General features: G+C 68.9%; 18 protein-coding genes, 2 tRNA genes and 2 pseudogenes. 11 read left to right on the top strand and 11 right to left on the bottom strand.

Translation table 11 applies throughout. The annotated features are described in order from the left end of the window. Window positions 1–76 precede the first annotated feature (76 nt). Complete coding sequence (locus tag ABDW21_RS07415) at window positions 77–1000, top strand: NUDIX hydrolase (protein ID WP_343603064.1); 924 nt, start codon at window positions 77–79, stop codon at window positions 998–1000. Window positions 1001–1061: 61 nt separating this feature from the next. On the opposite strand, the gene ABDW21_RS07410 is transcribed toward ABDW21_RS07415, so the two are convergent. The 3 genes from ABDW21_RS07410 to leuC all read right to left on the bottom strand — a co-directional run bounded on the left by ABDW21_RS07410 (window position 1062) and on the right by leuC (window position 3957). Continuing rightward, window positions 1062–1712 carry an HU family DNA-binding protein gene (locus tag ABDW21_RS07410; protein WP_343603056.1) on the bottom strand — a complete coding sequence of 217 codons (651 nt, stop codon included), beginning with the start codon at window positions 1710–1712 and terminating at the stop codon, window positions 1062–1064. A 198-nt stretch (window positions 1713–1910) separates the two neighbouring features. Then, window positions 1911–2507 (bottom strand): 3-isopropylmalate dehydratase small subunit, encoded by a 597-nt coding sequence (gene leuD, locus ABDW21_RS07405; RefSeq protein WP_343603058.1) that lies wholly within the window; start codon window positions 2505–2507, stop codon window positions 1911–1913. A gap of 28 nt (window positions 2508–2535) precedes the next feature. Beyond that, window positions 2536–3957: a 3-isopropylmalate dehydratase large subunit gene (gene leuC / locus ABDW21_RS07400; protein ID WP_343710252.1), complete on the bottom strand. Its 1422-nt coding sequence runs from the start codon at window positions 3955–3957 to the stop codon at window positions 2536–2538. Window positions 3958–4056: 99 nt separating this feature from the next. Here leuC and ABDW21_RS07395 point away from each other — a divergent pair, with 99 nt between their 5' ends. Together ABDW21_RS07395 and ABDW21_RS07390 are read left to right on the top strand one after the other, a co-directional pair. Next, window positions 4057–4758, top strand: a complete 702-nt coding sequence (locus tag ABDW21_RS07395; RefSeq protein ID WP_343603060.1) for an IclR family transcriptional regulator — start codon at window positions 4057–4059, stop codon at window positions 4756–4758. A 140-nt stretch (window positions 4759–4898) separates the two neighbouring features. Continuing rightward, window positions 4899–5414 (top strand): PPOX class F420-dependent oxidoreductase, encoded by a 516-nt coding sequence (locus ABDW21_RS07390; protein WP_343603062.1) that lies wholly within the window; start codon window positions 4899–4901, stop codon window positions 5412–5414. Between the two features lie 120 nt (window positions 5415–5534). On the opposite strand, the gene ABDW21_RS07385 is transcribed toward ABDW21_RS07390, so the two are convergent. From ABDW21_RS07385 to ABDW21_RS07370, 4 genes are all read right to left on the bottom strand, one after another. Beyond that, window positions 5535–5607 (bottom strand) — tRNA-Glu (locus ABDW21_RS07385). 72 nt (window positions 5608–5679) lie between these two features. Further along, window positions 5680–5751, bottom strand: a tRNA-Gln gene (locus ABDW21_RS07380). A gap of 97 nt (window positions 5752–5848) precedes the next feature. Then, window positions 5849–7306, bottom strand: a complete 1458-nt coding sequence (gene gltX, locus ABDW21_RS07375; RefSeq protein WP_343601193.1) for a glutamate--tRNA ligase — start codon at window positions 7304–7306, stop codon at window positions 5849–5851. Beyond that, entirely contained in the window at window positions 7303–8103 is an 801-nt protein-coding gene (locus tag ABDW21_RS07370; RefSeq protein WP_343601192.1) for a fumarylacetoacetate hydrolase family protein, read from the bottom strand. The genes gltX and ABDW21_RS07370 overlap by 4 nt, the downstream gene beginning before the upstream one ends. Window positions 8104–8204: 101 nt before the next feature. On the opposite strand from ABDW21_RS07370, the gene ectA reads away from it, so the two are divergent. Continuing rightward, window positions 8205–8711, top strand: a complete 507-nt coding sequence (gene ectA / locus ABDW21_RS07365) for a diaminobutyrate acetyltransferase (protein WP_343601191.1) — start codon at window positions 8205–8207, stop codon at window positions 8709–8711. 7 nt (window positions 8712–8718) lie between these two features. Here the strand turns inward: ectA and ABDW21_RS07360 are convergent, their stop codons facing one another. Further along, window positions 8719–9528, bottom strand: a complete 810-nt coding sequence (locus tag ABDW21_RS07360) for an alpha/beta hydrolase (protein WP_343601190.1) — start codon at window positions 9526–9528, stop codon at window positions 8719–8721. A gap of 207 nt (window positions 9529–9735) precedes the next feature. Beyond that, a pseudogene (locus tag ABDW21_RS07355) lies at window positions 9736–9864 on the bottom strand (hypothetical protein); the annotation flags it as partial. Between the two features lie 455 nt (window positions 9865–10319). Here ABDW21_RS07355 and ectB point away from each other — a divergent pair. The 3 genes and pseudogenes from ectB to ABDW21_RS07340 all read left to right on the top strand — a co-directional run. Next, window positions 10320–11597, top strand: coding sequence for a diaminobutyrate--2-oxoglutarate transaminase (ectB, locus tag ABDW21_RS07350; RefSeq protein WP_343601189.1), 1278 nt, complete (start codon window positions 10320–10322; stop codon window positions 11595–11597). Next, on the top strand, window positions 11594–11989 hold the full coding sequence (locus ABDW21_RS07345; protein ID WP_343601188.1) for an ectoine synthase: 396 nt from the start codon (window positions 11594–11596) through the stop codon (window positions 11987–11989). Before ectB ends, ABDW21_RS07345 begins: the two co-directional genes overlap by 4 nt. 201 nt (window positions 11990–12190) lie before the next feature. Next, window positions 12191–13255: pseudogene (locus tag ABDW21_RS07340) on the top strand (MFS transporter); the annotation flags it as partial. Window positions 13256–13388: 133 nt separating this feature from the next. Here the strand turns inward: ABDW21_RS07340 and ABDW21_RS07335 are convergent. Then, on the bottom strand, window positions 13389–14399 hold the full coding sequence (locus ABDW21_RS07335; RefSeq protein ID WP_343710251.1) for a 3-isopropylmalate dehydrogenase: 1011 nt from the start codon (window positions 14397–14399) through the stop codon (window positions 13389–13391). Between the two features lie 73 nt (window positions 14400–14472). Then, the gene (gene serA / locus ABDW21_RS07330; RefSeq protein ID WP_343710250.1) at window positions 14473–16059 is read right to left on the bottom strand and encodes a phosphoglycerate dehydrogenase; all 1587 of its coding nucleotides are present in this window, start codon (window positions 16057–16059) and stop codon (window positions 14473–14475) included. Window positions 16060–16146: 87 nt separating this feature from the next. On the opposite strand from serA, the gene ABDW21_RS07325 reads away from it, so the two are divergent. The 4 genes from ABDW21_RS07325 to ABDW21_RS07310 all read left to right on the top strand — a co-directional run bounded on the left by ABDW21_RS07325 (window position 16147) and on the right by ABDW21_RS07310 (window position 18993). Further along, complete coding sequence (locus tag ABDW21_RS07325) at window positions 16147–16617, top strand: DUF4262 domain-containing protein (RefSeq protein WP_343710249.1); 471 nt, start codon at window positions 16147–16149, stop codon at window positions 16615–16617. A 224-nt stretch (window positions 16618–16841) separates the two neighbouring features. Further along, the gene (locus ABDW21_RS07320) at window positions 16842–18275 is read left to right on the top strand and encodes an NAD(P)/FAD-dependent oxidoreductase (RefSeq protein ID WP_343710248.1); all 1434 of its coding nucleotides are present in this window, start codon (window positions 16842–16844) and stop codon (window positions 18273–18275) included. 69 nt (window positions 18276–18344) lie between these two features. Continuing rightward, window positions 18345–18575: a CopG family transcriptional regulator gene (locus tag ABDW21_RS07315; protein WP_343710247.1), complete on the top strand. Its 231-nt coding sequence runs from the start codon at window positions 18345–18347 to the stop codon at window positions 18573–18575. Next, window positions 18565–18993: a TA system VapC family ribonuclease toxin gene (locus tag ABDW21_RS07310; RefSeq protein WP_343710246.1), complete on the top strand. Its 429-nt coding sequence runs from the start codon at window positions 18565–18567 to the stop codon at window positions 18991–18993. Before ABDW21_RS07315 ends, ABDW21_RS07310 begins: the two co-directional genes overlap by 11 nt. Window positions 18994–19107: the final 114 nt, after the last annotated feature.

Here is a 19107-nt window from a genome sequence, read left to right as displayed (position 1 = left end):
GCAGCCGAACGGCTGCCGAACAACCCCGGGACGAGGTGCAAGTCGCGTGACCACTAAAGATCACTCACTTGCAACGGTGTCGACACAGACCCAACCGGGCAGAACCGTGCGTGCCGCCGGCGCGGTGCTGTGGCGGGCCCGCGACGGCGAATCCGGAGTCGAGCTGGCGGTCATCCACCGCCCACGTTACGACGACTGGTCGCTGCCCAAGGGCAAACTCGACGCGGGGGAGACCGAGCCGGTGGCCGCGGTGCGTGAGGTTTTCGAGGAGACCGGTCACCGCGCGCACCTGGGTCGACGCATCACCACCGTGAGCTATCCGATTGATCAGGGAGTCAAGCAGGTGCGCTACTGGGTGGCGCGCAGCTTGGGCGGAGAGTTCACCCCCGGGCGCGAGGTCGACGACCTGCTCTGGCTGCCGGCTGACGTCGCGATGAAGAAACTCTCCTACGCGCAGGACCGAAAGGTCCTGCGCCGGTTCGCCAAGTATCCCGCCGACACCGCGACGGTTCTGGTGGTGCGGCACGGCACCGCGGGACGCAAGTCGAAGTTCCGCGGCGACGACACCAAGCGGCCGCTGGACAAGAGGGGACGCGCACAGGCCGAGGCTCTGGTCGGGCAACTGCTGGCGTTCGGCGCCGGCGACGTTCACGCCGCCGACCGGGTGCGGTGCCACCAGACGGTGGAACCCCTGGCCCAGGAACTCGACGTCGTCATCTGCAACGAGCCCGCGCTGACCGAGGAGGCCTACGCCGACAACCCCAAGCACGGCCGGCGCCGGGTGCTGCAGATCGCGTCGTCGGCACGGACGCCGGTGATCTGCACGCAGGGCAAGGTGATTCCGGATCTGATCGGCTGGTGGTGTGAGCGGGACGGGGTGCGCCCGGACAGGTCACGCAACGGCAAGGGCAGTGCGTGGGTGCTGTCGCTGTCGTCCGGTCGCCTGGTGGCCGCCGATCACATCGGCAGCGCGCTGTCCGCCAACAAGGTTGCCGGATAGGCGGATTCGCCACGGGCGTTGCGGGCCCGTGGCGAATCCGCCTATCGAGTGTGTCTACCGGTTACCGGCGGCCGCGACGGCCGGTGGCCTTCTTGGCCGGAGCCTTGCGGACCGTCCGCTTCGCGGCGGCCTTGCGGGCCGGCGCCTTGGCCGCTTTGCGAGCCGGCGCTTTGGTGACGCTCTTCTTCGCGGGCGCCGCAGTCCTCGTCACGGTCTTCTTCACGGCCTTGGTCGCCTTCTTGGCAACCGTGCGCTTGGCGGCCGCCTTGGTCGCCGGAGCCTTCTTCGCCGCTGCCTTGCGCGCCGGGGCCTTGGCCGCCGTTTTCTTCGCGGTGCTCTTGACGGCCTTCTTGGCCGCTGCCTTCTTGACGACTCTCTTGGCCCCGCCGGTGGCCACGCCGCGCTTGACCGCGGGCCCGTCCGACGGAAGACGCTGTGCGCCAGCCACAACTGCTTTGAATTGGGCACCTGGACGGAAGGCCGGCACGGATGTCGGCCTCACCTTCACCGTTTCGCCGGTGCGGGGATTACGGGCCACGCGGGCTGCGCGACGACGCCGCTCGAAAACACCGAACCCGGTGATGGTGACGCTCTCACCTTTGTGCACGGCGCGCACAATGGTGTCTACGAAATGCTCGACGGCGGCGGTCGCCGACCGGCGGTCCGAGCCCATTTTATCCGTCAGCACGTCGATGAGCTCTGCTTTGTTCATTCAAACCCTCCGAAGCCAGTGGTCCTCGTTGGACCGACTAGAGGACACGGTAAACCCTCACCCGGCTGATTTCCAAGAGCCACGCGCAATTTCGGGAGTTATGTCAGAAACTTTTGCAATCCGATTGCCGCCCTTGGTCGGTGGCGAGCCGATGATCGCCGGCACATGAGGCCCCGGAATTCGGCCCTGGTCGATACGTCAGGACGATGTCAGGGTGGACGGTTTCCACGTCGGCCGGGCCGCCTCGAAAACCTCGATCTCGTCGAGTTTGCGCAGCGTAAGGGCGATATCGTCGAGGCCTTCGAGTAGCCGCCAGGCGGTGTAGTCGTCAATCGTGAACGGCAGCAGCACCGTTGCCGCGGACAAATTTCGATCTTGAAGATTGACAGTGATTTCCAGTCCGGGATGCTGCTCGATGAGCTTCCAGAGCAGTTCAACGTCGTCCTGGGCGACTTGGGCCGCCAACAGTCCCGCCTTGCCCGCATTGCTTCGGAAGATGTCGCCGAAGCGAGAGGAGATCACCACCCGGAACCCGTAGTCCATCAGCGCCCACACCGCGTGCTCACGTGAGGACCCGGTGCCGAAATCAGGCCCGGCGACCAGGATCGAGCCCTTGTCGAACGGGCTGAGGTTGAGCACGAATGACGGATCCGCCCGCCAGGCCGCGAACAATCCGTCCTCGAAACCCGTTCGGGTCACCCGCTTCAAATACACCGCCGGGATGATCTGGTCGGTGTCGACGTTGGACCGCCGCAGCGGCACCGCGATACCGGTGTGGGTGTGGAACGCTCGCATGCCGATCCTTACCTTTCTTCTGGTCGCGTCAGTCCAAGTCAGCCGGGCCGGACAGCGTCCCGCGTACCGCGGTGGCGGCGGCAACCGCCGGCGAAACCAGATGCGTGCGGCCGCCCCTGCCCTGGCGTCCTTCGAAATTGCGATTGGACGTCGAGGCACACCGCTCCCCCGGCGCGAGCTGGTCGGGATTCATTCCCAGGCACATCGAGCAGCCCGCCTGACGCCATTGCGCCCCGGCGGCGGTGAAGACCTTGTCCAGACCTTCTTTTTCGGCCTGGGCGCGGACCCGCATGGAACCGGGGACCACGAGCATGCGCACCGAGTCGGCCACTGTGCGGCCGCGCAGCACGTCGGCCACCACCCGCAGATCCTCGATCCGCCCGTTGGTGCACGACCCGACGAACACCGCGTCGACCGCGATGTCTCGCATGGCAGTCCCGGGGCGAAGGTCCATGTACGCCAGTGCCTTCTCGGCGGCCTGTCGTTCGGCGTCGTCGGTCATCGACTCCGGGTCCGGTACGGCGTTCGCCAAGGGCACACCCTGCCCGGGATTGGTCCCCCACGTGACGAACGGGCTGAGCGACGCGGCGTCCAGGGAGACCTCGGTGTCGAATCCAGCGCCGGGATCGGTGCGCAGCCGGTCCCAATAGGCCAGCGCCGCATCCCACTGCGCGCCCGTCGGCGCATGCGCGCGGCCGCGCAGATACTCGTACGTAGTGGCGTCGGGGGCCACCATGCCGGCCCGGGCCCCGGCTTCGATGCTCATGTTGCAGATCGTCATCCTCGCTTCCATCGACAGCGATTCGACAGTGCTGCCGCGATATTCGATGACATGGCCCTGCCCGCCGCCGGTGCCGATCTTGGCGATCAGCGCAAGGACAACGTCTTTGGCGGCCACGCCCGCGGGCAGTTGCCCGTCGATGTCGACCGCCATCGTCTTGAAGGGGCGCAGCGGAAGTGTCTGGGTGGCCAGCACATGCTCGACTTCGGATGTGCCGATGCCCATTGCCAGTGCGCCGAACGCGCCGTGGGTCGAGGTGTGGCTGTCGCCGCACACGATCGTCATACCCGGTTGGGTGAGACCCAGCTGTGGCCCGACGACGTGCACGATGCCCTGCTCGATGTCGCCCATCGGATACAGCCCGACGCCGAACTCGGCACAGTTGCGCCGCAGCGTCTCGACCTGGTTACGCGACACCGGGTCCGCGATCGGCTTGTCGATGTCGACGGTCGGCACGTTGTGGTCCTCGGTGGCCAGCGTCAGGTCGGGGCGCCGCACCGGACGGCCGGCCAGGCGCAGGCCGTCGAAAGCCTGCGGGCTGGTGACCTCGTGCACCAGGTGCAGGTCGATGTAGATCAGGTCGGGCTCACTGCCGCCGCCGGAGGCGACCAGGTGGTCGTCCCACACCTTCTCGGCCAGCGTCCGCGGCCGGGTGCCATCAGGTTCCATGTCGATTCCCTGTCAGGTTCCATGTCGATTCCCTGTCCCGATGCTTCCAGTCCCGATGATTCCAGTTTGTCTCACTATCTGAGACGTTAGTATCTCTGCATGAGACAGGATAGCGGCATCGGCGTCCTCGACAAAGCCGTGGGGGTGTTGTACGCGGTTGCGGAATCGCCCTGCGGGTTGGCCGAATTGTGCGAACGCACCGGGCTGCCGCGAGCGACCGCGCACCGCCTGGCCGCCGGCCTGGCAGTGCACCGGCTGCTGGCGCGCGACGGCGGCGGCCGCTGGCAGCTCGGTCCGGGGATCGGCGAACTGGCCGCTCATGTCGACGATCCGCTGCTGGCGGCCGGCGCCGCGGTGCTGCCACGGCTGCGCGAGGTCACCGGCGAGAGCGTGCAGTTGTACCGCAGAGAAGGCACCGAGCGGATCTGCATCGCCGCGCTGGAACCGCCTGCGGGCCTTCGCGATACGGTTCCGGTCGGAGCGCGGCTGCCGATGACGGCGGGGTCGGGGGCAAAGGTGCTGCTGACCTACAGCGACGCCGCCACCCAGCAGGCCATCCTGCCCACCGCGACGTTCAGCGCGCGGGCGCTGGCGCAGGTGCGCCGGCGCGGGTGGGCGCAGAGCGCGGCCGAGCGCGAGCCCGGGGTGGCCAGCGCGTCGGCACCGGTGCGCGACGGGCGCGGGCAGGTGATCGCCGCGATCTCGGTGTCGGGTCCGATCGACCGCATCGGACGGTCGCCCGGGGCGCGCTGGGCCGCCGATCTGCTGGCCGCGGCCGAGGCGCTCACCCGCCGGCTGTGACCGCCCGCTGCGCCGAACGTGCAGTCGGGGCGGCGACACGGGCGGTCCCGCCGCCATCGCACGCCCGGTGCAGGCTCGCGCCGACCTGACCTGCCGACCTGACCCGCCGACCTGACCCGCCGACCTGACACACTGGCGGCATGGCAACCAACCAGCGTGCCCAGATCGTGATGTCCGGGGCCGAGATCGCCGACTTCGTGACCGGCAGCCGAACCGGCACGCTGGCCACCATCGGGCCCGACGGGCAGCCGCACCTGACCGCCATGTGGTACGCCGTGGTCGACGGTAAGATCTGGCTGGAGACCAAGGCCAAGTCGCAGAAGGCCGTCAACCTGCGCCGCGACCCGCGGGTGAGCTTCCTGCTCGAGGACGGCGACACCTATGACACGCTGCGCGGCGCGTCCTTCGAAGGTGTCGCCGAGATCGTCGACGACCCCGACGCCATCTTCCGCGTCGGCGTCAGCGTGTGGGAACGCTACACCGGCCCCTACACCGACGACATGAAACCGGCGGTGGACCAGATGATGCACAACCGGATCGCGGTGCGCATCGTCGCGCGGCGCACCCGGTCCTGGGATCACCGCAAGCTCGGCCTGCCGCCGATGCCACTCGGCGGTTCGACGGCGCCGAGCGTGGCGGCCGGACAGCGCGACTGACTGGTCACCGCCCGGCGCCACCCCGAAAACCAGTCCCGCCATCCAACGACGTCCCCAGACGCCAGATGTGCCCAGACGCCAGATGTGCCCAGACGCGAGATGTCCCCAGGGCGAGATGTGTAGCCCCGATGGGATTCGAACCCACGCTACCGCCGTGAGAGGGCGGCGTCCTAGGCCGCTAGACGACGGGGCCGCAGCCGATCCGAGCTGACAGCATAGCTCACCGCGGTGTGCCCGCCTAATCGCTTGAGCCGGAGAGGTTTTGCTGGGGTACCAGGACTCGAACCTAGAACGGCTGAACCAGAATCAGCTGTGTTGCCAATTACACCATACCCCACCGGCGACCTGAAACCGCTGCTCAGAGCACCTCGCGGGCGCTGCTGCCCGCCGTCGGCGGCCGACGTGCAGACTACCAAACATTCTGCCTGCGATCTTCACGCCGTGACCCGCTCCAGCGTCGCCCGCAGCCGCGCGGTGCTGCGCTCGCGCCCGAGCAGCTCCAGCGACTCGAACAGCGGCGGGCTGACCAGTGCCCCGGTGGCGGCGACCCGGACCGGCCCGAAGGCCTTGCGCGGAGCCAGCGCGAGGTCCTCCACCAGGGCGGCCTGCAGCGCCGCCTCGATCGGCGCCGCGGTCCACTCGGCCACGCCGTCCAGGGCCCTCACCGCGGCGTCGAGCACCGGACCGGCGTCCGGGCCCAGCTCCTTGGCGGCGGCCTTCGGGTCGAGGGTGTACTCGTCGTCGTCGAGGAACTTCAGCAGCCGCCACGCGTCACCCAGCACGACGATGCGGGTCTGCACCAAGCGGGCCGCCGCCGCGAACCCCGCGTCGTCCAGGCCGGTGCGGTGGCCGTGCGCGTCGAAGAAGTCGCGCAGTCGGCGGGTGAAGTCGTCGGCGTCGAGCAGCCGGATGTGCTCGGCGTTGATCGCGTCGGCCTTCTTCTGGTCGAACCGGGCCGGGTTGGCGTTGACGTCGGCCACGTCGAAAGCGGCCACCATCTCGTCGAGACCGAACACGTCGCGGTCGCCGGCAATCGACCAGCCCAGTAGCGCAAGGTAATTCAGCAGCCCCTCGGGGATGAAACCCCGGTCGCGGTGGGCGAACAGATTGGACTGCGGGTCGCGCTTGGACAGCTTGCGGGTTCCCTCACCCAAGACGGTCGGCAGATGGGCGAAGTGCGGTATTCGGTCGGTCAGCCCGACGCGGATCATGGCCTCGTATAACGCGATCTGACGTGGCGTCGACGGCAGCAGGTCCTCGCCGCGGAGCACGTGGGTGATCTTCATCAGCGCGTCGTCGACCGGGTTGACCAACGTGTACAACGGATCCCCGTTGGCGCGGGTCAGCGCGAAATCGGGCACGGCGCCCGCGGCGAAGGTGGTCGCCCCGCGCACCAGGTCGTTCCAGCTGAGGTCACCGTCCGGCATCCGAAGCCGCACAACGGGTTTGCGGCCCTGCGCCAGGTACTCCGCACGGTGCTCGTCGGTCAGGCCCCGGTCAAAGTTGTCGTAGCCCAGCTTGGGATTTCGGCCGGCCGCGAGGTGGCGTGCCTCGACCTCGTCCGGCGTCGAGAACGCCGGGTAAGCCTCCCCCGCATCCAGCAGCCGGGCCAGCACGTCGCGGTAGATGTCGCCGCGCTGCGACTGCCGGTAGGGCCCATAGGGTCCGCCCACCTCGGGCCCCTCGTCCCAGGTCAGGCCGAGCCAGCGCAGCGCGTCCAGCAGCGCCGCATAGCTTTCCTCGCTGTCGCGTTGCGGGTCGGTGTCTTCCACACGGAAGACGACCGTGCCGCCGGAGTGCCGGGCGTAGGCCCAGTTGAACAGCGCGGTGCGGATCAGCCCGACGTGCGGGACGCCGGTCGGCGACGGGCAGAACCGGACTCTGACGTTCACGATTTATCCTTGCGCACAACAGGATTGGTCAATGTCCCGATGCCGTCTACGGTGACGCTGACTGTGTCGCCGTCCTCGATCGGCCCGACGCCGGCCGGTGTGCCGGTCAGGATGAGGTCGCCCGGCAGCAGCGTCATCACCGCCGAGATCCACTGAACGATCGTGCCGACGTCGTGGATCATCAGCGAGGTGCGGCTGCATTGTTTGACCTCGCCGTTGACCTCGGTGCGCAGTTCGACGTCCGTCGTGTCGATGTCGGTGACGATCCACGGCCCGATCGGGCAGAACGTGTCGTGGCCTTTCGCCCGTGACCATTGCCCGTCGGCTTGTTGCTGGTCGCGGGCCGTCACATCGTTGGCAACGGTGTAGCCGAGGATGCTCCGGGCCGCCTGGTCGGCGGGCACGTCCTTGCAGGGTCGGCCGATGACCACGGCCAGCTCGCCCTCGTAGTGCACTGGTGACGCGTTGGCGGGCAACGTGATCGGCACGTTCGGCCCGATGATCGCGGTGTTGGGTTTGAGAAAGATGACCGGGTCGGCCGGGGTGGCGCTCTTGTCGAGGCCGCCCATCTCGGCGACGTGCGCGGCATAGTTCTTGCCCACACCGATGACCTTGCCGGCCAGCATCGGGGCCAGCAGCCGCACGTCGGCCAGCGGCCAGGTGCGACCGGTGAAGGTCGGCGTGCCGAACGGGTGCTCGGCGATTTCCCGGGCGATCATCCCGGCGGGGTCGTGCAGGTCACCGTCGATGCCGACGAACGCGACACCGTCCGGGCTGGCGATTCGGCCGCGGCGCATTCGTGAAAGCCTAACGACGGCCGCCGGCACGGTCGCGCGGAGCCGACCAACCGGGCCAGTGTCGCGCCGAGCCGACCAAACGGGCCAGTACTGTCGGGGCGGTGACCGATCGCGTCCGTCTCGACCTGCGCTCCCCGACCGTGGCCGACGGCCGCGCGCTGTGGCGGATGGCCGCCGACAGCGCCACGCTCGACGTCAACTCGCCGTACGCGTACCTGCTGTGGTGCCGGGACTTCGCCGCCACGTCGGTGATCGCGTCGTTCGGCAGCGGCCCGGCCGGATTCCTCACCGGTTATCACCGCCCCGGCAAGCCCGCCACGGTGATGGTGTGGCAGATCGCAGTCGACGCCGCCCACCGCGGCGCCGGCGTTGCCGGCCGGATGCTCGACCATCTGGCGCGGCGGCTGCAGCCGCACGGCGTCACCCACGTGGAGGCCTCGATCACCCCCGACAATCCGGCCAGCCTGCGACTGTTCGAGACGTTCGCCCGGCGGTGGGACGCTCCGCTGGAACGCCGCGAGCTTTTCGGCATCGACCTGTTTCCGCACAGCCACCAGGCTGAAGAACTGTTCCGGATCGGCCCGCTCGGGCGGGACACGAGCCACTAACCTCGCGTTAGCGCGTGGCGACTGCTCGCTGCGCGTGCTCGACGAGCAGCTTGACTACCTCCTCGGGTTTTTCCAGGGCGACCGAGTGACCAGCGCCCGCGATCGTCACGTCGCGCCCCCCGGACGCCTCGGCGATGTTTTTGCCCGAGATGGGTTGCGGGTATGCGTGGTCCTGCTCGCCGGCGATGGCCAGCACCGGAACCTGGCATCCGGCGAGCTCCTCGTAGATCCGACTGCGGTGGATGACCTGGTATGCGCAGTCGCCGATCGAGGGGCCGAGCGCAGACATGTATGCCCGCCACTGATCGATCATGGGGCCTCCGGCCGCCAGACTCGCATCGCCGAACATGATGTATAGGAGCGTGTCGATGACCGGTGCGGCGCCTTCGTTGCCCAACCGCTCGACCAGCGGCGCGAACTCGGCCAATTTGTATTCCTGCTCACATGACGAACCCAGCGCTGTGGCGGAGCGGAGCAGTTCCGGGTTCCGGGCGGCCAGCCGCAGGACCACGAAACCGCCCTGGGAATTGCCCACGGCATGGACCGGCCCGATGTCGAGCGCCTCAATGAGCGCGGCGGCATCTTCGGTGAGATTGTCCATCGAGAGGTCGTCGCGGCGCGGGGCCGGCGAGCTGTCACCTTGACCGCGGTGGTCGAAGGCGATGGTCCGATATCCCGCCGCGTTGAGCAGAGCGACCAGCGGGTCGAACATGGCGTGGCTGAAGAACAGGGAGTGGCTGAGCAGAAATGCCTCGGCATCGCGCGGACCGCTGTCGGCATAGGCAAGCCGGGCGCCGTTGGCTTCGACGAAATCCATGCGAGTCACCTTCGCTGCATCGGGCCGGACGTGTCGGCAATACGAGGACATGTTAGCTGCATCGCCTGGATCCGGGCGTGCGTGTTCGCGCCGGATCCTGACAGATGGGCGTCACGGAACGTCAGCAGTCCGATGGCGCTCACCGCTGGGAGGAACAGCGGGCTCGTGGCATCGTATTCGCGGATCTCATCACCGATCTAGCTGCACGAGCGCGGTTTCGACGACCGTCTTGGTCATCGCCGTGAGCACTCCGCCCGGACCGCTCAACGCCACGCCGACTCCTTGGGCTTGGCGCACCAATTCCCGGGCGAACTCGAGCTCGTTGGCTTCACGGCTCTAGCGGGAGTTTCCCCTGTGTAGTCGAGCAGCGTGTCTTTTGTCGTGGTGCTGAGTTTTTGACCCGCGGATGTGTATCCCGCGAGGCACCAACGCCAGCCGACGCGGCACACGCATCACCGCTCGCCATCGGCCCAGGGTAGAGCTGGCTTGTGGGGGTCGCTCGAGAACTTGTTCGCGCGAGGTTGAGACCGGTAGGCAATTCTCGGTAACGTCGTCGGCGACGCGATGTGAGCGCCGGCAGACCGAGTCGGCGCGTCCGAGCGGGGTGGTAGGCCGAACACGAGCGACGACGGGCACGCGGTAGCGCCCTGTCGTCTTCGCCTGACCAACGTCGAAGACGAGGCGGAACACCCGAGTGATCGCGGGTAATCGCGCCGGCCTGTCGCCGAGCTGAATCGGCCTGTCGTTCCGTTCCGGTTGTGTTGCACAAACGGACGGAAAGGTAGATCGACGTGACCATTTTCGACACGCTGGAATCCGAGGTACGCAGTTATTGCCGATCATGGCCGGTGGTGTTCGACCGGGCGTCCGGCAGCCACCTGTGGGACACCGACGGACGGCGATATCTGGACTTCTTCGCCGGAGCCGGCGCGCTCAACTATGGCCACAACCACCCGGACCTGAAGGCTGCCCTGCTCGATTACCTGGCCGCCGACCGGGTGGTGCACAGCCTGGACATGGGCACCGTCGCCAAGGCCGCGTTCCTCGATCGGTTCGAGGAGGTGATCCTGCGGCCGCGTGGACTCGACTACAAAGTGCAGTTCCCCGGACCCACCGGCACCAACTCGGTGGAGTCGGCGTTGAAACTGGCCCGCAAGGTCACCGGCCGGGAAAGTGTGCTCAGCTTCACCAACGCCTTCCACGGCATGACGCTGGGCGCGCTGGCCGTCACCGGCAACTCGATGAAGCGCGGCGGTGCGGGCATTCCGCTGGTCCATGCCACCCCGATGCCCTACGACCACTACCTCGACGACAGCATGCCCGACTTCCTGTGGCTCGAAAGGTTGTTGGACGACGCCGGCGGCGGGCTCAACCGGCCGGCGGCGGTGATCGTCGAGACCGTCCAGGGCGAGGGCGGGATCAACGTGGCCCGGCTGGCGTGGCTGCGGGGCCTGGCCGACCTGTGCCGCCGCCACGACCTGCTGCTCATCGTCGACGACGTGCAGATGGGCTGCGGGCGCACCGGCCCGTTCTTCAGCTTCGAGGCGGCCGGCATCGTCCCCGATATCGTCTGCCTGTCCAAGTCGATCAGCGGCTACGGGCTGCCGATGGCGCTCACGTTGTTCCGGCGTGACCTCGACCAGTGGGAGCCCGGCGAGCACAACGGCACGTTTCGCGGCCACAACCCGGCCTTCGTCACCGCCGCCGCCGCGCTCGACTTCTGGACCGACAACCAGCTGACCAGGGACGTGCTGCGCAAGGGTGAGCGGCTCGAGCGGGCGCTGGACGACATCGTCGGCCCGGTCGAGGGTGTCCAGGTGCGCGGCCGGGGCATGGTCCAGGGTGTGGTGTTCGACCGCCCGGAACTGGGGACCGCGGTCTGCCACGCGGCTTTCGAGCGGGGTCTGCTGCTGGAGACGTCGGGCGCTCGAAGCCAGGTGGCCAAACTGATGCCGCCGCTGCTGGTCGCAGACGCCGACCTGGATCACGGCCTGGCTGTCGTGGCCGAGTCGATCGACGCCGTCGCCACCGGAGAGTTGGTCGGCGCAGGCAGCGGGAGCGCTCGATGATCGTCCGAACGCTGCGAGAGATCGAGGGCACCGACCGCGACGTCCACGCCGACACCTGGCGCAGCCAGCGGCTCCTGCTGGCCCGCGACGGCCAGCCGTTCTCCATGCACGACACCGTGCTGCACGCCGGAACCGAGACCGCCATGTGGTACGCCAACCACGTCGAGGCGGTGTACTGCGTGGGCGGTGACGGCGAGTTGGTCGACGACGAAACCGGTGAGACCCATCCGCTCCGCGACGGCACCCTCTACCTGCTCGACGGCCACGAGCGCCACCGCGTGCGGGCCCGCACGGACCTGCGCATGGTGTGTGTGTTCACCCCGCCCGTCACCGGACGAGAGGTACACGACGCCGACGGCGCCTACCCGCTCCTCGTGGACGAGGCGACCTAGCGTTGAGCGTGCGTCCATGGCCTCGAGCGTGCGTCCGGGGCGACGACACGCCGACGAGCGCCGCCGCCAGCGCACAGTCGAGGCCGCCACCGCACAGTCGACGCCACCAGCGCACACTCGACAGCGGTAGTAGCCGGAACCGCGCCGGGCGGCGGATGCCGGCGGCCGTGCACACGACACGGACGAGATCGCTGTGGAAGCATGGCTCGAATGGCGACGCCGTCGGTCGGTACCGGGGCGCGCTGGTCGATGGTGGCCCTCTCGCTGGGCGTGACGGCCAGCGCTTTCGTGTTCATCAACGGTGTCGCGTTCCTGATCCCCGCACTGGAGACCGAGCGCGGCACCCCGCTGGCCGACGCCGGCCTGCTGTCCTCGATGCCGAGCTGGGGCATGGTGGTCACCCTGTTCTGGTGGGGCTATCTGCTCGACCGGGTGGGCGAGCGGATCGTGTTGACGGTCGGCTCGGCGCTCACCGCGGCCGCGGCCTATGCAGCGACAGCGGTGCATTCGCTGGGGGCGATCGGCGCGTTTCTGTTCCTCGGCGGAATGGCGGCCGCCAGCTGTAACACCGCCGGCGGCCGGCTGGTCTCGGGCTGGTTCCCGCCGCACCAGCGGGGCCTGGCCATGGGCATTCGCCAGACCGCGCAGCCGCTCGGTATTGCGTTGGGCGCGTTGGTGATCCCGGAGCTCGCTGAACGCGGCCCGACGGCGGGGCTGATGTTTCCCGCGACGATCTGCACGGTGTCGGCGGTGGCCAGCGCCATCGGCGTCGTCGATCCGCCCCGCAAACCGCGGGCGGCGGCCACCGACGAAGAGCTGGCCAACCCGTACCGCGGGCCGAAGGTGCTGCGCCGGATCCACATCGCGTCGGCGCTGCTGACGATGCCGCAGACGGTGACGGTGACGTACATGCTGGTCTGGCTGATCAACAACCGTGGCTGGTCGATCGCCTCGGCCGGCGCTCTGGTGACCACCTCGCAGCTGCTCGGCGCGCTGGGCCGCATCGCGGCCGGGCGCTGGTCCGACCGCATCGGGTCACGGTTGCGTCCGTTGCGCGTCATCGCCGTCGCGAGCGCGTTGGCGTTGATGCTGCTGGCGCTCACCGAACATCTGGGCTCTGCGTTCGCCGTCGCGTTCATGGTCGCGGCATCGGTGATCGCGGTGCTCGACAACGGTCTGGAATCCACCGCGATCACCGAGTACGCCGGGCCGTACTGGAGCGGCCGCGCTCTGGGCACCCAGAACACCTACCAGCGGCTCGCCTCAGCCGCCGGGCCACCGGCGTTCGGCGCGCTGATCGCCGCGGCCGGCTACCCGCTGGCCTTCGCGGTGTGCGGGCTGTTCCCGTTGGCGGCGACGCCGGTGGTGCCCGCCGGCGTGGTGCCACCGGGGTTGGAGGCTAGAGCGCGGCAACGATCCGATCGCCGATATCAGCTGTGGCTGGCGATTCGGGACCGCGCGCGGCCAGATAGGCCGCGACCGCGCGGTCAACCCGGGCAGCAGCGGCGTCCTCGCCGACGTGGGAAAGCAGCAACGCCACCGACATGATCGCCGCGGTCGGGTCGGCGATGCCCTGACCGGCGATGTCGGGCGCGCTGCCGTGCACCGGCTCGAACATCGACGGGTTGGTGCGGGTGGCGTCGATGTTGCCGCTGGCGGCCAGGCCGATGCCGCCGCACAATGCTGCGGCGAGGTCGGTGATGATGTCGCCGAACAGGTTGTCGGTGACGATCACGTCGAACCGGCCGGGGTCGGTGACCAGGTGGATCGTCGCGGCGTCGACGTGCTGGTAGGCCACCTCGACGTCGGGGAACTGCTCGCCGATCTCCTGCACGGTCCGCGACCACAACGACCCGGCGAAGGTCAGCACGTTGGTCTTGTGCACCAGCGTCAGGTGCTTGCGGCGCTGCCGGGCCCGCTGGAACGCGTCGGCGACGACGCGGCGCACCCCGTAGCCAGTGTTGACGCTGACCTCGGTCGCCACCTCGTGCTCGGTGCCGGCGCGGATCGCGCCGCCGGTGCCGGTGTAGGGGCCCTCGGTGCCCTCGCGGACCACCACCAGGTCGATCGCCGGGTTGCCGACCAGGGGGCTCTGCACGCCCGGGTACAGCCGGGCGGGCCGCAGGTTGACGTGGTGGTCGAGCTCGAAGCGCAGCCGCAGCAGCAGACCGCGCTCCAGCAGCCCGGCCGGCACCGACGGGTCACCGATGGCGCCGAGCAGGATCGCGTCGTGCGCCCGCAGCTCGGCCAGCACCGAGTCGGGCAGCACCTCCCCGGTGGCGTGAAAACGCTGCGCCCCCAGGTCGTAGTGCGTCTTCTGGACACCGGGCAGCACCGCGTCGAGCACCTTGACCGCCTCGGTCACCACCTCCGGGCCGATCCCGTCGCCGGGGACGACGGCTAGCTTCATCGGCGCCGCTTTCCACCGCTAGCGGGTGGTACCCCCACCTCATCGCTCCAATTCCGTTCGTCGCCAACGCGTTTCACGACAGGTCGACCACTTCGAGCTTGTTGGCGTCGACAGCCGCGCGGATCGCGGACCGAACGTCGGCCGGCACGTCGCGGTCCAGCCGCAGCAGGATCGTCGCGCCGGGGCCTTCGGCGTCCTCGGAAAGCTGCGCGGCGTGGATGTTGACCCCGGCGGCGCCCAGCAGGGTGCCGATCTTGCCCAGCGCCCCGGGCTGGTCGGCGTAGTGGATCACCAGGTTGATGCCCTGCGCGCGCAGGTCGAAGTTGCGGCCGTTGATCGCGACGATCTTCTGCACCTGCTGCGGCCCGGACAGCGTGCCGGCGACGTTGACCGCCGAGCCGTCGGCGGCCAGCGCCCGCACCTCGACGACGCTGCGGTGGTTGGGGCTCTCGGTGGCGGTGCCGATGTCGGCGGCCACCCCGCGCTCCTCGGCGATCGCCGGGGCGTTGACGAACGTCACCGGGTCCTCGATGACCGCCGAGAACAACCCGCGCAGCGCCGACAGCCGCAGCACCTCGACGTCTTCGCCGGCGAGCTCGCCGCGCACCTGCACCGACAGCGACACCGGCAGCTTGTCGGCCAGCGCCCCCGCCAGCAACCCGAGTTTGCGCACCAGGTCCAGCCAGGGCGCCACCTCCTCGCTGACCGCACCGGCGCCGACGTTGACCGCGTCGGGCACGAACTCCCCGGCCAGCGCCAGCTTGACGCTCTCGGCGACGTCGGTGCCGGCGCGGTCCTGGGCCTCCTCGGTGGACGCTCCCAGGTGCGGCGTCACGACCACCTGCGGCAGGTCGAACAGCGGGCTGTCGGTGCACGGTTCTTTTGTGAACACGTCGATGCCGGCGGCGCGGACGTGCCCGCTGGCGACGGCCTGCGCCAGCGCCGCCTCGTCGACCAGACCGCCGCGCGCGGCGTTGACGACGATCACCCCCGGCCTGGTCTTGGCCAGCGCCTCCTTGTCGATCAGCCCGGCGGTCTCGGGGGTCTTGGGCAAGTGCACCGAGATGAAGTCGGCGCGGGCCAGCAGCTCGTCGAGGGTCAGCAGCTCGATGCCGAGCTGGGCGGCCCGGGCCGTGGACACGTACGGGTCGTAGGCCAGGATGTGCGCACCGAAGGCGGCGAGCCGCTGCGCCACCAGCTGCCCGATACGGCCCAGCCCGACGATCCCGACGGTCTTGCCGAAGATCTCGGTGCCGGAGAACGACGAGCGTTTCCACTGCCGCTCGCGGAGCGACGCGTCGGCGGCGGTGATCTGGCGGGCCGCGGCCAGCAGCAGCGCCACCGCGTGCTCGGCGGCGCTGTGGATGTTCGACGTCGGGGCGTTGACCACCATCACCCCGCGCTCGGTGGCGGCGTCGACGTCGACGTTGTCCAGCCCGACCCCGGCGCGGGCGACAATCTTCAGCTTGGGCGCGGCGGCCAGCACCTCGGCGTCGACGGTGGTGGCCGAACGCACCAGCAGCGCCTCGGCGTCGGGCACCGCGGCCAGCAGTTTCGCCCGGTCCGGGCCCTCGACCCAGCGCACTTCGACGGCGTCGCCCAGCGCGGCGACGGTGGATTCGGCGAGTTTGTCAGCGATGAGTACGACAGGCAGGCTCACGGCCGACAGCGTAGTGGAGTTCCGGACGGTTCTTGTCAGTGCCCGGGTGCATGGTGGCGGTAAGTACGACGAGGAGGGAGAGCACTCATGTGCTGGAAATGTGATCACCCGGACAGCACGGTCGAGGAATGGCTCGAGGCCATCTACGCGCTGGTGGTCAAAAACGGTTGGGCGGTGCAATTTGTGGAAAGCGATACCAGGCCGTACGCCTACACGATCGGTTTGCACCAGCGTGGGCTGCCCGAGCTGTTGGTAACGGGAGTGCCGCCGCCGCAGGCGGTTCGGCTGCTGAACACGATCGCCGAATATCTCTTGGACGGCGGCAGGCCAACGCCTGGCCACCGGATCACGATCGCCGACGGAGACGCGGAACTCGAGGTCGTCCAGGTCGAGCATCCGGATGCGCACATGAACGTGGCGGTGGCCTTCTACGGCCCCGAGCTTCGGGCGCTGCAGTTGGTGTGGGCCGACGACCGGGGGCATTGGCCATGGTGTCCCGCATTCGGCGACGGCAAAGCCAGGCAACCCGTGCTCGGCGTGCGATTCTGCCCGCACTGACGGCACGCTATTGGCGGCCAATTTCGCCCAAGTGAGGTGGCAGAGGCCATCGCGTTGGCCCGCGCCGGGAAGCTGCTGAAGTCCAGCGAGTGGTTTCTGGAACGGTTAACCGCATATCAACTGGATGTTCTGCACGTCGCGTGGCGAACAGCTGAAGCAAAACGCTGCCGCCCGGTGACGGCGGGCTTCGCGGTCGGTGTCGAGCCCGGCCCTAACATCGACGTGTGGACGTCACCGTCGTGGGCAGCGGACCCAACGGGCTGGCCGCGGCCGTCATCTGCGCCCGCGCCGGGCTGTCGGTGCACGTCGTCGAGGCCGAGTCGACGTTGGGCGGCGGGGCCCGCACCGCCACCGACCCGGAGTTCCCCGGGGTGGCCCACGATGTGTGTTCGGCGGTGCACCCGCTGGCGTTGGCGTCACCGTTCTTCGCCGAGTTTGACCTGCCCGCGCGCGGGGTGCAGTTGGCGGTGCCGGAGATCTCCTACGGCAACCCGCTTCCAGGCCGGCCGGCGGCGATCGCCTACCGGGATCTGGACCGCACCTGTGCGGAGTTGGCGCACGGCGCGTCATGGCGTCGGCTGCTCGGCCCGCTGGTGGATGGTTGCGAGGCCGTGGTTGGTTTTCTGCTCGGCGACAAACGATCGATTCCAGCCGGGATCGCTAGTGTCGTCCGGTTGGGGCTGCGGATGGCCGGTCAGGGCACCCCGGCCTGGAATGCGACGCTGGCCGGCGAAGACGCGCAGGCCTTGTTCACCGGCGTTGCCGCGCATACGATTTCGCGGATGCCGTCGCTCACGTCGGCCGGTGCCGGAATGATGTTGGCCACTTTGGGACATGCGGTGGGCTGGCCGATCCCGGTCGGCGGCAGCCAAACCATCACCGACGCGCTGATCGCCGACCTGCGCGCGCACGGCGGCGAGTTGAGCACCGGCGTCGAGGTGACGCAGCCGCCGGGCGGTGTCGTTCTGTACGACACCGCGCCTACCGGGCTGTTGGGGATCTACCGCGACGCGCTGCCGTTGCGGTACGCGAAAGCGTTGCGCCGCTACCGATATGGGCCCGGTGTCGCCAAGGTGGACTTTGTGCTGTCCGGCGACGTGCCGTGGTCGGATCCACGGCTGGCGCAAGTCCCCACGCTGCATCTGGGCGGTGACCGGAAACAGATGGCGCGTGCCGAGGCCGAGGTGGCCGCCGGGCGGCACGCCGACTGGCCGATGGTGCTGGCGGCACTGCCGCACTTGGCCGACCCCTCGCGCGTTGACGCCGCCGGGCATCGGCCGCTGTGGGCCTATGCTCATGTGCCATCCGGCTCGTCGCTCGATCAAACGGATTCCGTCACAGCGGTTTTCGAGCGGTTTGCGCCGGGGTTCCGCGACGCCGTCGTTGCGGCCCGGGCAGTGCCGGCGGCCCGGTTGGCCGACCACAACGCCAACTATGTCGGCGGCGACATCGGCGTGGGGGCAAACAACGCGTGGCGGGCGATCGCCGGCCCGACCCCGCGGATCAACCCGTGGGCCACCCCGATTCCCGGGGTGTATCTATGCTCGGCGGCTACCCCGCCGGGTGCGGGCGTGCACGGCATGTGCGGCTACTACGCCGCCCGCACCGCGCTGCGCCGCGAGTTCGGCATCCGGGAGCTGCCCAAGCTTTCGCCGTGAGCGCCGAGCAAGTACGCATCGCGATGCGGCCAACTATGCATCGCAATGCGTCGGCGGTATCATGGCGTTATGCGGACAACGGTGGTGATCGACAGTGACGTCGCCGCCGAAATCGAGCGGCTGCGCCGTCGCGGGATGGGCCTGAGCGAAGCGCTGAACGTGCTGGCGCGGCGAGGGATGAGCACAGGCGCCGCCGCGTCGCACCGGGGCACGTATACGCACCGGACCTCGAAGATCGGCCTCAAGGTGGACGTGACGAACGTCGCCGACGTGCTTGATCTGATCGACGATGATCGTTGACGCAAACCTACTGCTGTATGCGGTGGACGACAGCAGCGGCCACAACACGGCGGCTGCCGCCTGGTTGGAAGACACGCTCAACGGCGATCGTCGAATCGGGCTGCCGTGGCAGGCCATCGGGGCGTTCCTGCGAATCGTCACGCACCCGCGAGTCGCCACCAATCCGCTGTCGGCCGCCCAGGCGTGGAGGTACGTCGAGGAGTGGCTCGCCGTCCCCGTCGTCTGGATTCCACCCGCGACCGAGACCACCGCAAAGGTCTACGGGCGGCTCTGCGCACAAGTCGAGATCACCGGAAATCTCGTCCCCGATGCGCAACTAGCCGCCCTCGCCGTCGAGCATGGCGTCGAAATAGTCTCCGCGGACACGGATTTCATGCGTTTCCCCGGTGTCCGTTGGCGCAACCCGCTGGCTGTGTGAACAGCAGCGCCCCACCCCGGCACCGTCACCGCCGAACGTGAAACTGTTGCGAGATTCCGCGCGAAAAGTCGCAACAGTTTCACGTTGGGCGCACAAGGGCTACGCACAAGGGCT

This window comes from Mycobacterium sp., assembly GCF_039583805.1.
Taxonomy (GTDB): Bacteria; Actinomycetota; Actinomycetes; order Mycobacteriales; family Mycobacteriaceae; genus Mycobacterium.
Note: the sequence above shows the minus strand (reverse complement) of the source record. Positions and strands in the feature narration are given on the sequence as shown.